Below are 11,806 nucleotides of genomic sequence, written 5' to 3'. Positions count from 1 at the left end.
AGAGCCAAATTTTACTCGGCGTCTCTATCTAGCTCTTGCTCTGCGTCAGCGATTATATCGTCAAGGTCTGACGATTCTTCCACATCTGGCTTTTCTGGGCGATTGGCGGGTTTTGCCATAATCTCTAAGTAAAACGATGGCAATTGCTGCTGCTCGGCTTTATCCATACAAGCATTAATTTGCGAAACGTGGATCTCTTCTGCTTCTTCTTGAGTTGGGCCGTACTTACAATCAAAGGCCCAAAAATCGGCACCGGCAGGCAAGGTTTTGTTCTTCTCGCGGCGAATATATTTTTTAGCATCATACTTAGCGGCTTCAACAATGCGCGCCAATTTAAGCTTGGGGTGAGTAAGCGGATAAGTCTTTTTCATAATAATCCTAGAAAACTGCCGAAAGTAGCAAAGGGAGGCACACTGTAATGATTCTAGGCTATAGAGCAAGGTTTAATCGAGATTGTTTGCAAAAGCACAGCATAGCCGAGGTCGAAAGCAACAAAGCCTCTTTGAGTAAGAGGCTTTGAGGCTATGGTTATGATTAGTTTATTCGAGGTTTTGGATCTGTTCTCTCATTTGCTCGATTAGCACTTTAAGCTCTACAGCTGCTTGAGTAATCTCGGCGTTAATCGATTTAGACGCTAGGGTGTTTGCTTCGCGGTTAAACTCTTGCATCATAAAATCGAGGCGTCGGCCGCAGGCGCCGCCTTTTTTAAGGATTTTTTGCGTTTCGCTTACGTGTGAATCTAGGCGATCTAACTCTTCAGCCACATCAATTTTCTGCGCTACCATAATCATTTCTTGCTCGATGCGCTGTGGGTCTAGCTCGTCAATCACATCGGCTAGACGGGTTTTTAAGCGCTCTCGCTGCCATTGCATCACTGCTGGCATTTGCTCGCGTACAAATGCCACTTGCTCGGTAATTTTATCAAGGCGGGTGGTAATCATTACTGCGGTATTTGCCCCTTCGCTGGCACGGCTTTCTATAAACGCCGTTAGCGCTTCTTGCCAGCCTGCGAGTAGCTCTTTGCTAATCGCGTCGGCGTCTTGCTCTGGAGTTTCCATTACGCCAGGCCAGCGCAGTATGTCTACTGGGTTAATTTGCCCGCCCGCTTGCTGCTGTACCCATTCGGCATTTTGAATAAGTTGTTCGGCAAGGGTTTTATTTAACTGCAGTTCGCCACGGTTGGCTTGGTCGGCCTCGAAGCGCAGATTACATTCAACTTTACCGCGCTGTAGGGCCTTGCGGATTTTGTCACGCAGCACTGGCTCTAGGGAGCGAAACTGTTCTGGCATGCGCCAGTAAGTTTCTAGGTAACGTTGGTTTACGCTGCGAATTTCCCATGTTGCACTGCCCCAATCGCCTTTAAGTTGGTGGCGTGCGTAGCCTGTCATGCTGTGGATCATAGTTGAATGCCCTTAATAAATTTGCTCGATTATAGCGGCTATTGGGCGCTTAGTCAGTCTAGGCGTGACCAAGTACGATAAAAGCCTATATAATAGCCGCGAATTTTAAATTACAGGGTTATTACCATGCGTCCGAACGGAAGAGCTGTTGAACAAATGCGTCCAATTACTATTACTCGAAACTACACGGCGCACGCCGAGGGTTCTGTTTTGGTCGAGTTTGGCGATACTAAAGTGCTATGTAATGCCTCGGTAGACGATGGTGTGCCACGTTTCTTAAAAGGTAAAGGCCAAGGTTGGATTACCGCTGAATATGGCATGTTGCCGCGCTCTACCCATAGCCGCATGGGCCGCGAAGCTGCTCGTGGTAAGCAAAGTGGTCGTACTCAAGAAATCCAACGTTTAATTGGTCGCTCACTACGTGCTGCAGTTGATTTAGAAGCGCTTGGCGAATACACCATTGTAGTGGATTGTGATGTTATTCAGGCCGATGGCGGTACGCGTACTGCGGCTATTACTGGTGCTTGCGTAGCCTTGCAAGATGCCATTTGGTGGATGATGGAGCAGAAGAAACTAAAAGTTAGCCCACTTAAGCAGCTTATTGCTGCAGTATCGGTAGGCGTGGTTGATGGCAAAGTAGTGTGTGATCTTGAATACACTGAAGACAGCGTAGCTGAAACCGACATGAACGTTGTTATGTGTGAAGACGGCAACATGATTGAAGTGCAAGGCACTGCAGAGGGCGCACCGTTTAGCCATGAAGAACTATTAGAAATGCTGGCCTTTGCTAAAGAGGGTATTAGCCAAATTAACACTGCCCAGCGCGAAGCTCTAGCTAAGTAATTGAGAGAGAAAAATGAAAGCTTATCAACGAGAGTTTATTGAATTTGCTTTAGCCAAAGGCGTATTAAAGTTTGGCGAATTTACCTTAAAGTCTGGCCGAACTAGCCCGTACTTTTTTAATGCAGGTTTGTTTAACACAGGCAGAGATTTAAATCGCTTAGGCAAGTTTTACGCTGCGGCGCTACAAGACTCAAATATTGATTATGACTTGGTATTTGGCCCAGCGTATAAAGGTATTCCTATCGCTACCACAACGGTTGTAGCCTTGGATGAGCACCATGGTAAAGATGTGCCTTACTGCTTTAATCGCAAAGAAGCTAAAACTCATGGCGAAGGCGGCAGCTTGGTTGGCTCTGAGTTGGCAGGCAAAGTAATGTTGGTGGATGACGTAATTACTGCTGGCACTGCGATTCGTGAATCTATGGACATTATTAATGCTCATAACGCTGAGTTAGCAGGCGTGCTTATTGCCTTAGATCGCCAAGAGAAAGGTAAAGGCGAGCTGTCGGCAATTCAAGAAGTTGAACGCGATTACAGCGCTACGGTTATTTCGATTGTTAAGTTGGCTGATTTAATCACTTACTTAGAAGAACAAGGCGATAATCAAACTGCACTAGAGGCAGTGAGCGCTTATCGTGAGCAATACGGTATTGCTTAGCATTGATAATATCTAAAGCTAAGGCGGCTTTGTTAAGTCGCTTTTTTTGCACCTAAAATACGTTAATTGTCATTAGTGTATTGATGGTTTTGTTTTTAAAAGATAGAGTAGCGTGGCTTGGGGTTTAATACCCCACTAATTAGGATATTTGCATGTAATTCAGAGAACTAAGGAAGTCTCATGTCTGTTGAACTAAATGCCACAAAAACTCAAATCTCTCTGCTCGTGTCAAACGCCTTAACCGCGATTAAAAACCGCAACACCGACGCTCAATGGGAGCAAAAAGTGAAAGCGGTGGCCGATAAACTAGCGCATTTAAGTAAAACCATTAAATCATCTAAAAGTAATGTGCAGCACTTTGGCAACGCTCAACAAAAACAGGCTGCGCCGCAGCATCGTTTTAGCGCTAAGCAATCAACCAATAGCAAATTGGCTAATATGAATGGCTTAGAAGAGGCTGTGAACAGCGCGATGAAGAAGATTGCAAAACAGCTTAAGGATGAGTCGGTTAAATCTCCGTTTAAAGACAAAAAAGCTTATGAGTTGATGGATATGTTAGCCGGTGAGGTTAGCTCTTATGAACAGCTGTTAAGCTCTATAGAAAGCTTGGCTAAAAGCGCGTCTACTACTGCTAATACCAGCAATACCATGGTGATTCAAAACAATACCACCTTGCTTAAAGCGCAGGGGGTAAGCGGGCCAAGCGTTCTTATGCTGGTGGCATTATCGCTACGTGTTGTTGCGATGATGATAGCCACCAAACAAAAGTAGCCACTGATTTATTGGCTACTTAAAGGTTGTTTAGTCTCTGCCTAAGCAGCCTTGGTTTCGCTAGTCTCGTTCGCTCTCGCGCTCCGACATTCTTGCGCCCACTAAGCTTGCTACCAATATTGCCATGTAGAATTGGCCAAACACTGCTTCGCTAAAAGTAAAAAAGCGGGAGATAGGCGTATTAGGGGTGATTTCGCCGTACCCTAGGGTAGTTAGCGTAACAAAGCTAAAGTAGATGAAGTCGGTCATTTGGGTGCTCCAATGCTCTTTGGGCACCCCGTTAAATGCGTCATTTAACCAAAAGTTTAAAATGGTATATAAATGCGCCCAGCCTAGGCCTATCAATAAAAAGATACAGATTGCACCCACGATCTTGTTGCTATCTATATGGCCGGTAAATAGCACCTGTTTCAAAGCCGTCCAGGTAGTTAATACCAAATAACAGAACACAATGGTGAGATATAAACTCACTAAGCCTTCTGCTTCAAACCAATAACTAAAAAAAGCCAGTACCGAGGTGGTGAATAAGAAGCCGATGCCCGTTACATACCATAAGCGTTTGCCTTTGGCCTGCCACACTCCAGCGGCTAGCACCAGTACCATGGCTATTTGTAAAAACCTAAAACCGTCTCCCTGCCAGAATTGATCTAAGCACGCGGCGAGAAAGATGTAACCCACCAAAGCAATGGTAAGAAAGTAGAAGTTGTTCTTTTCGCTCCAATCCATGAGCTTTTTCATGTAGCTAACCTATATCAATGGTTTAGTTAATAATTTAGCAAATTTGCTGACGAACTGCTTACTTATTCTATTGCTGACAAAAGCTTGCGATAGCTCGCAACTATGCAGTTTATTGAGTGTTCATTTTGATGTAAATCAAGCCAAGATTGCTTAGCTAAAACAGATGAAAAGCTAGCTTCTACACTGTAATTATCACCAGTTACACGGGAGAGCAGATATGCGATTTAATCAACTAAAACTGCTGCTAGAGCACTTTGTATCGTGCCGTGAAGCAATGATGGCCCTATATCGGCGCTTGGAGTTAAATAGCGATGCAGAGCGAGTGCGCATGTTACTGGCTTACTTGCAACATCAAGAGCGAGAAAATGCTGAGCATTTACAGGATTTTGTTAGCCAGGCCAAACCTGAGTTGTTAGAGACTTGGACCGACATTCGCGTGGAAAAAGATTTATTGGACTATATGGCTAAGCTGAGTCAACCAGCCGATATTAGCAGTGATGATGTAAGCAATTTGGCCTTGGAGCTTAGTGAGCAGTCTTTAAGCTTATTACGCTTAGCTAAAGATGAGTTAACCATGTTAGGGGCGAGGCAGTTTTTAGCTAACTTGATTGAACACCAAGAAAAACGCCAACAGCAAATGGTGCATGCCACTCATCGCTTAGATGATATTTAGTCAAAAGTAGGGCACAAAAAAGCACAGCCTAGGCTGTGCTTTTTATTTGGTATAAAGCAGCCTATTAGCTGGCGACTTTATCCAAGTGAACATCCATTTGTGGGAATGGAATTTCGATGCCAGCATTATCTAGAGCCACTTTGATGTTCTCGTTTAGGTCAAAGTAAGCTCCCCAGTAATCGGCGCTATTTACCCATGGGCGAACGACTAGGTTCACTGAGCTGTCGGCCAATTCGCTTACACCAATAGTGATGTCTGGATCTTTTAATACACGAGAGTCTGCTTCACATACTTCGCGTAGTATCGCTTTAGTTTTAGCTAAATCGGCGTTGTAGCTAACTCCAACCACCAAGTCTACACGACGGGTAGGATGGGTAGAGTAGTTAACAATGTTACCGCCTAAGACCGCGCCATTTGGTACAACAATTTGTTTGTTGTCAGGCGTTTTTAACACGGTGGTGAAGATTTGCACTGATGCTACCGAACCCGCTGTACCCGCAATCTCTACAAAATCACCGGCTTTGAATGGGCGGAAACCAATAATAAGTACACCTGCTGCAAAGTTAGACAATGACCCTTGCAAGGCCAAACCAACAGCTAAACCAGCGGCACCAATAATGGCAACAAACGAAGCGGTTTGAATACCAATGCGTGATAGCGCAGCAATAATCACAAAGGCAATAATGATGTATTTCACCATTGAGCCAACAAAGTGACTAATTGTTGTATCTAATTTGCGAGCGTTCATTAGTTTTTCTACGCTTGACGCCATTACGCGCGCAACGATCATACCAACAAACAAAATGGCGATAGCAGCAGCAATGTTGATTGCGTATTGCATTAGTAGGTCTTGGTTGTTCTCAAACCAACTGGTACCTTCGGTAAATACGTCCATGTGTTAAGCCTTCTTATGGAGTGAAATTAGCTACAAATTTAGCAGCTTTTTTAATACAAACAAGTGTCTAGATTTTTTACAGAAAGGTATAAGGCCTGCCGGGGAATTTAGCAGGCCTATTAAGCGCTTAGCTTTGCACTAGCTGCTGCTTTAAAAAGCCCCAGTGAGTGTCAAATTGGGCGGTAGGTTCTAGCTTAAATTCACTGCGCACGTATTGGCTAATGCGTCCTTCGGTATAGGCCAGTAACAAGGTAGCTAGGCTGTTTTCTTCAATTAAGAAGCCTTGTCCTTCACGTAGCCTACGCTCGCGTAATACTTGTTTAAGTTGCACTTCAATTTTGTCGAACAAAATGCTGACTCTGGCGCGTAAACGCTCGTGCTCACCTTGTAAGGCATCGCCAGTTAAAATGCGGCTTAAGCCGGGATTGCGCTCGGCAAAACCCAGTAATAGCATGAGTATGTGCTGGCAGCGATTTAAGGTATCTTTTTGTTCTTCCTGAATCAGATTAATGCGTGATAGCAAGGTTTCTTCGATAAACTCTATTAAGCCTTCAAACATCCTAGCTTTGCTGGGAAAGTGACGATACAAAGCAGCTTCTGATACGCCTACTTCTTTGGCTAGGCTTGCAGTGGTGATGCGTTGTCCGTGGCTGGTTTCTAACATGCGCGCCAGCGCCTGCAGAATTTGTTCGCGGCGATTGCTTTTTGGTTTTCCCGCCATGGTTATGGTAATCCTTTTTATTAGTCTATTAGCGTACTACTTGAGAACCGTTTACTTTGTACCGGAATGGCCAAATCCACCTTCACCACGCTGGCTAGCGGCAAAATCTTCTACTATTTCGAAGCTAGCTTGTACCACTGGCACAAATACTAACTGGGCGATGCGCTCGCCCGGTTCGATGGTAAAAGTAGTTTGTCCGCGGTTCCAACAAGACACCATTAATTGTCCTTGGTAGTCGGAATCGATCAGTCCAACGAGGTTACCCAGAACAATGCCGTGCTTATGGCCAAGGCCAGAACGCGGTAAAATGGTGGCAGCAAGAGTAGGATCGGCAATATGAATCGCTAAGCCAGTAGGAATTAGCTCGGTTTGGCCGGGGGCTAATGTTATGGCTTGGTCTAAGCAGGCGCGTAAATCCATACCTGCTGAACCTGGTGTCGCGTATTCTGGCATTGGAAAAGTAGTGCCAATTCTTTGGTCTAGTATTTTTAGTGCTATTTGTTTCATTTTTTTGTTTTGATTATTGTGCAGCGTACTGCTTGGCGATTAATGCCATTAATTGTTGTGCCAATTCTGATTTATCAGCGAGGTCTAATTGCTGATGGCCAGTTGGCCAAAATACCGATAAGGCATTTTGCTCACTATTAAAGCCTTGTTCGGGCTTTGATACGTCGTTGGCGGCGATCATGTCTAGGTTTTTTCGCGCCATTTTATCTTGTGCGTAATGAGTTACATCTTGTGTTTCAGCAGCAAAACCCACCGTAAAGGGTTTGTTAGCTAATCCAGCAATGGTGGCTACAATATCTGGATTTTTCACCAAACGTAACTGCATTTCGTCGCTGTTGTCGGTTTTCTTGATTTTTTGTTCAGCAACATTGGCTACTCGGTAGTCGGCAACTGCTGCGCAAGCGATGAAAATATCACAGCTTGCGACTTGATTTAGTGTTGCGTCGAGCATTTGTTGGGCAGTATTTACCGCCACCTTATTAACGCCAGCTGGTGTATTTAAGTTCACCGGGCCTGAAACTACCGTCACCTTGGCGCCAAGTTGTTCGGCAGCAGCGGCTAAAGCAAAACCCATTTTACCGGAGCTGTGATTGCTTATATAACGCACCGGATCAATCGCTTCTCGAGTTGGGCCGGCGGTAATCATCACATTTACGTCTTTTAGTAGCGCTGGGGATTTGGGAGCAAAAAACTCGTTAATGTGAGTGAGCAGCTGAGCGGGCTCAAGCATCCTACCTGGGCCTACATCGCCACAGGCTTGTTCGCCTTGGGCTGGGCCCCATATATGCACTTGGCGTTGCTTAAGCTGGCTTAAATTAGCCTGAGTAGCAGCAGCTTGGTACATTTGTTGGTTCATTGCTGGCGCAATGGCAATAGGGGCGGCAGTTGCTAGCATCAATGTGCTTACTAACTCGTCGGCCAAACCATGGGTAAACTTAGCAATGCTATTGGCGGTAGCAGGTGCCATCAATACTAAATCTGGCCATTTAGCATAGGCGATGTGGCCCATGGATGCCTCTTGAGCAGGGTCGACTACCTCCAAGCCTACTGGTTCGCCAGATACTGCCTGTAGCGTTAAGGGAGTAATAAAGTGGGTGGCGTGGTTGGTCATTACCACTTTTACTTCTGCGCCTTGCTCTTTTAGACGACGCACCAACTCTGGCATTTTGTATGCCGCAATCCCGCCTGTAATCGCGAGTAGAATCTTCTTTCCCGTTAACATGCTGATACCGCTTCGATAATCTCAGTTTGATATCGGCAAGCCTATCACAAAACTTAAGATCTCCGCATACACAAGCCAGCAGTTTCGACTACGCTTGTTTTTATTGATTCATTCATTAGTTATTAGAATGCATGGCAATTTGTGATTGGCCGGCCGAACAACGGCCGAGAGAAAAGTTATTAAATAGTGGTGCCCAAAGTTTAAGTGATGCTGAGTTACTGGCGATTTTTTTGCGAGTAGGATGTGCCGGACTAGATGCAGTGAGTTTAGCTCAGCATTTACTCGCTCAGTTTGGCTCTTTGCGAGCGGTATTAGCTGCCGATCATCAGCAGTTTTGCGCAGAAAAAGGTTTGGGTAGTGCAAAATTTGCACAATTACATGCTTCGATAGAAATGAGTCGACGTTATTTGCTGGCCGATATTAGTGAAAATAGTGTGTTAGATAGCGCCGAATCGGCAAAAAACTACCTTTCTATGGAATTATCTCACCAACAACGTGAAGTATTTGCAATATTGCTATTGGATAATCAGCATCGAGTGGTACAATTCGCGCCGCTATTTTTCGGAACGATTGATGCCGCCAGTGTTTATCCACGGGTGGTGGTACAGCGAGTATTAGAAAAAAATGCTGCTGCAGTAATATTTGCCCATAATCACCCCTCGGGTGTGGCAGAGCCAAGTTTGGCTGATAAGCAAATTACTACCAAATTAATCAAGGCCTTAGCACTGATTGATGTGCGAGTTTTAGACCATGTTGTAGTCGGCTGTGGAGAGACTGTGTCTTTCGCCGAGCGCGGTTGGATCTGATCTTTGTTCAATTTTTAGTTGATCTAGGGTTCTATTTCCTGTATAAAATGCGGCCTTTCTGTCGTCCCGGGCGACGGCCTAACGGGGCATGAACAGATGCTCGAGCAGAAGTACATATTTGGAGAAGACTGACATGTCTAGAGTATGCCAAGTTACTGGTAAGAAACCAGCTGTTGGTAACAACGTATCACACGCAAAAAACCGCACTCGTCGTCGTTTTTTGCCTAACCTTCAATCTCACCGTTTTTGGGTTGAGACTGAGAAACGTTTTGTTAAATTACGCGTATCAACTAAAGGTATGCGCATCATCGACAAAAAAGGTATCGACGCTGTTTTAGCTGAGATGCGTGGTCGTGGTGAGAAGGTATAAGGAACTAAGAAATGGCTAAAGGTATTCGCGAAAAAATTCGTTTGAACTCATCAGCTGGCACTGGTCACTTCTACACCACTGATAAGAACAAACGTAACATGCCTGAAAAAATGGAGATCAAAAAATTTGATCCTGTTGTTCGTAAGCACGTTATGTACAAAGAAGGCAAAATCAAATAGATTTTGGCTTTAATGAATCAAGAAGCTCAGCTTAGGCTGGGCTTTTTTTTGCCTGTTTTTTAGTGGCTACAACAACCTAGTGCCCTTTACTCACCAAAGACTTCCCGCTTATGATGCTCCTAATTAAAGGAGAATCTCGATGAAAATGAGCCGCAGAGGCTGGAATAACATCATCATATTTGCTGTTGCCTCGATGATTTTGATTTTCAAATACGTAGAAATGAATGAACAGGCCGCCCCAAGCGAGCAAATGGCGGTTGGTCAGTTATTGCCGCAGGGAGCCACTATTTTGCGGATTGAATTGCCGAGCGTGGTAATAGAGCGGGTTGGCACTCAATGGCGCAGCGAACCCCCTCTAGAGCGTTCGATAGCTGTTATTGATGCATGGTTACATATTCAACTAGAACCTTGGCAGGATGCTTTAGGTGGCGCAGCAACTAGCCGTAGCATAATGGTTTACCTAGCCAACTCAGCCGTGCCACTTGAGCTCACCTTATTTAGCTTGGGCGAGCAGCATTGGCTTACTAACTGGCAAGGCCAGCTTTTGTCTGTGGATAGCGATAGCTACCATGCTCTTTTCCCAACGATGAGTTCACCCGATGCCTGAGTTACCAGAGGTAGAAACCAGCCGCCGCGGGATTAGCCCGCATATCGAAAAACAAGTGATTAGCGAAATAGTGGTTCGCCAGCCTAAATTACGCTGGCCAGTGCCTGAGTTGATCCAGTGCTGTGTGGGTTTAGCAATTTTGTCGGTAACACGGCGAGCTAAGTATTTGCTCCTAGAAACAGAAGCTGGCCACATCATTATTCACTTAGGCATGTCGGGTAGTTTGCGAATTGTTGAGCAAGGCCTAGCAGCCGAAAAACATGACCATGTAGATATAGTATTAGCAAATGGAAAAGTGCTTAGGCTTAACGATCCTCGTCGTTTTGGCTGTGTACTGTTTAGTCAGCTACCCATTGAGCAGCATAATTTATTGGTTAATTTGGGTCCAGAGCCCTTACATGATGAGTTCTCAGCTAAGTATTTAATTGAGCAAGCCAGCAAGCGCAGTGTGGCGATTAAGCAATTTATCATGGATAACAAAGTGGTCGTTGGCGTAGGTAATATCTACGCCAACGAGGCTTTGTTTAGAACGGGCATCCACCCTAAACGTGCTGCTAACAAAGTGAGCAAAGTGCGCCTAGAGATGCTTAGCGACAACATCAAACAAGTGTTGGCGGAAGCCATTGAACAAGGTGGCACTAGCCTTAAAGATTTTACCAATGCCGATGGCAAGCCTGGCTACTTTAAGCAAACCTTAGCGGTATATGGCAGAGAAGGCGAAGCTTGCGATACTTGCGGGGAGCTGATTAAGGCATTACGTATTGGCCAGCGCAATACCTTCTTTTGCCCGCACTGTCAGCGCTAGCTTTTTTATTTAGCGAGTTTCTTACTGACGGCTTGAGCGACATGTGGCGCAACAAAGCGTTCTATTTCGCCGCCATGTTTGGCTACTTCTTTAATCAGGGTGGAGGAAATAAAACTCACCCCCTCGCCTGGTGTAAGAAACACGCTTTCTAAGTTGGGATCCAGTTGGCGGTTCATGTCGGCTAGCTGCATCTCATATTCAAAATCAGAACCGGTGCGCAAGCCTCGTAATAATACGTTGGCATTTTGTTGTTTGGCTAAATCTACCAATAAGCCGGTAAAACCAATCACTTCTATATTGGTATTGGCACTAATCGTTTGCTCCAGCAACTTAACCCTTTCTTCTAAGCTAAACAGAGGTTGTTTACTGGGGCTGGCGGCAACCGCCACAATTACTGTGTCAAACATACGCGCCGCGCGTTGGATTAAATCGCTATGGCCGTTGGTCACTGGATCAAAGGTGCCAGGATAAATTACCCGAGTTGTCATGAAGCTATGCCAAAAATTAATGTTAGCTGGATTATAACCCCAAGCTTTCAGAAGATGCAGGTATTCACGCTAAATCCTGTTAAAAGGTTCGGGAAAAGATTTACTTAAGCTGCTTGAGCTAAC

General features: G+C 45.1%; 17 protein-coding genes. 9 read left to right on the top strand and 8 right to left on the bottom strand.

Features of this window, described 5'->3' with window-relative positions; all coding sequences use genetic code 11:
* Positions 1-11: 11 nt before the first annotated feature.
* Together OAG1_RS21025 and OAG1_RS21020 are read right to left on the bottom strand one after the other, a co-directional pair.
* Positions 12-371: a DUF6172 family protein gene (locus OAG1_RS21025; protein WP_338622696.1), complete on the bottom strand. Its 360-nt coding sequence runs from the start codon at positions 369-371 to the stop codon at positions 12-14.
* A 168-nt stretch (positions 372-539) separates the two neighbouring features.
* Complete coding sequence (locus OAG1_RS21020) at positions 540-1,400, bottom strand: YicC/YloC family endoribonuclease (protein ID WP_137675385.1); 861 nt, start codon at positions 1,398-1,400, stop codon at positions 540-542.
* 126 nt (positions 1,401-1,526) lie between these two features.
* Here OAG1_RS21020 and rph point away from each other — a divergent pair, with 126 nt between their 5' ends.
* From rph to OAG1_RS21005, 3 genes are all read left to right on the top strand, one after another.
* On the top strand, positions 1,527-2,243 hold the full coding sequence (gene rph / locus OAG1_RS21015; RefSeq protein WP_338622692.1) for a ribonuclease PH: 717 nt from the start codon (positions 1,527-1,529) through the stop codon (positions 2,241-2,243).
* Between the two features lie 13 nt (positions 2,244-2,256).
* Positions 2,257-2,901 (top strand): orotate phosphoribosyltransferase, encoded by a 645-nt coding sequence (gene pyrE, locus OAG1_RS21010; protein ID WP_152785284.1) that lies wholly within the window; start codon positions 2,257-2,259, stop codon positions 2,899-2,901.
* Positions 2,902-3,081: 180 nt separating this feature from the next.
* On the top strand, positions 3,082-3,672 hold the full coding sequence (locus OAG1_RS21005) for a hypothetical protein (RefSeq protein ID WP_338622688.1): 591 nt from the start codon (positions 3,082-3,084) through the stop codon (positions 3,670-3,672).
* Positions 3,673-3,732: 60 nt separating this feature from the next.
* On the opposite strand, the gene OAG1_RS21000 is transcribed toward OAG1_RS21005, so the two are convergent.
* On the bottom strand, positions 3,733-4,410 hold the full coding sequence (locus OAG1_RS21000) for a potassium channel family protein (RefSeq protein ID WP_152785288.1): 678 nt from the start codon (positions 4,408-4,410) through the stop codon (positions 3,733-3,735).
* Between the two features lie 217 nt (positions 4,411-4,627).
* Between OAG1_RS21000 and OAG1_RS20995 the strand changes: the two genes are divergently transcribed.
* Entirely contained in the window at positions 4,628-5,083 is a 456-nt protein-coding gene (locus OAG1_RS20995) for a hypothetical protein (protein ID WP_338622685.1), read from the top strand.
* 64 nt (positions 5,084-5,147) lie between these two features.
* On the opposite strand, the gene mscS is transcribed toward OAG1_RS20995, so the two are convergent.
* The 4 genes from mscS to coaBC form a co-directional block, all read right to left on the bottom strand.
* On the bottom strand, positions 5,148-5,978 hold the full coding sequence (gene mscS, locus OAG1_RS20990) for a small-conductance mechanosensitive channel MscS (RefSeq protein ID WP_016400156.1): 831 nt from the start codon (positions 5,976-5,978) through the stop codon (positions 5,148-5,150).
* Positions 5,979-6,105: 127 nt separating this feature from the next.
* On the bottom strand, positions 6,106-6,699 hold the full coding sequence (gene slmA / locus OAG1_RS20985) for a nucleoid occlusion factor SlmA (protein ID WP_016400155.1): 594 nt from the start codon (positions 6,697-6,699) through the stop codon (positions 6,106-6,108).
* A gap of 51 nt (positions 6,700-6,750) precedes the next feature.
* Positions 6,751-7,206 (bottom strand): dUTP diphosphatase, encoded by a 456-nt coding sequence (gene dut, locus OAG1_RS20980; protein ID WP_221075330.1) that lies wholly within the window; start codon positions 7,204-7,206, stop codon positions 6,751-6,753.
* 13 nt (positions 7,207-7,219) lie between these two features.
* Positions 7,220-8,428, bottom strand: a complete 1,209-nt coding sequence (gene coaBC / locus OAG1_RS20975; RefSeq protein ID WP_338622681.1) for a bifunctional phosphopantothenoylcysteine decarboxylase/phosphopantothenate--cysteine ligase CoaBC — start codon at positions 8,426-8,428, stop codon at positions 7,220-7,222.
* Positions 8,429-8,559: 131 nt separating this feature from the next.
* Here coaBC and radC point away from each other — a divergent pair, with 131 nt between their 5' ends.
* The 5 genes from radC to mutM all read left to right on the top strand — a co-directional run bounded on the left by radC (position 8,560) and on the right by mutM (position 11,195).
* Complete coding sequence (gene radC, locus OAG1_RS20970) at positions 8,560-9,234, top strand: DNA repair protein RadC (RefSeq protein WP_221075328.1); 675 nt, start codon at positions 8,560-8,562, stop codon at positions 9,232-9,234.
* A 133-nt stretch (positions 9,235-9,367) separates the two neighbouring features.
* A complete protein-coding gene (rpmB, locus tag OAG1_RS20965) occupies positions 9,368-9,604 on the top strand; it encodes a 50S ribosomal protein L28 (RefSeq protein WP_016400150.1) in 237 nt (78 codons plus the stop codon).
* Positions 9,605-9,615: 11 nt separating this feature from the next.
* Complete coding sequence (rpmG, locus tag OAG1_RS20960) at positions 9,616-9,783, top strand: 50S ribosomal protein L33 (protein WP_016400149.1); 168 nt, start codon at positions 9,616-9,618, stop codon at positions 9,781-9,783.
* Between the two features lie 139 nt (positions 9,784-9,922).
* Positions 9,923-10,390, top strand: coding sequence for a hypothetical protein (locus OAG1_RS20955; RefSeq protein ID WP_338622676.1), 468 nt, complete (start codon positions 9,923-9,925; stop codon positions 10,388-10,390).
* Complete coding sequence (mutM, locus tag OAG1_RS20950; protein WP_338622674.1) at positions 10,383-11,195, top strand: bifunctional DNA-formamidopyrimidine glycosylase/DNA-(apurinic or apyrimidinic site) lyase; 813 nt, start codon at positions 10,383-10,385, stop codon at positions 11,193-11,195. Before OAG1_RS20955 ends, mutM begins: the two co-directional genes overlap by 8 nt.
* Before the next feature lie 5 nt (positions 11,196-11,200).
* Here the strand turns inward: mutM and coaD are convergent, their stop codons facing one another.
* Positions 11,201-11,683: a pantetheine-phosphate adenylyltransferase gene (gene coaD / locus OAG1_RS20945; protein ID WP_338622672.1), complete on the bottom strand. Its 483-nt coding sequence runs from the start codon at positions 11,681-11,683 to the stop codon at positions 11,201-11,203.
* Between the last annotated feature and the right edge of the window lie 123 nt (positions 11,684-11,806).

The organism is Agarivorans sp. OAG1, from assembly GCF_037076485.1.
Lineage (GTDB): Bacteria > Pseudomonadota > Gammaproteobacteria > Enterobacterales > Celerinatantimonadaceae > Agarivorans > Agarivorans albus.
Note: the sequence above shows the minus strand (reverse complement) of the source record. Positions and strands in the feature narration are given on the sequence as shown.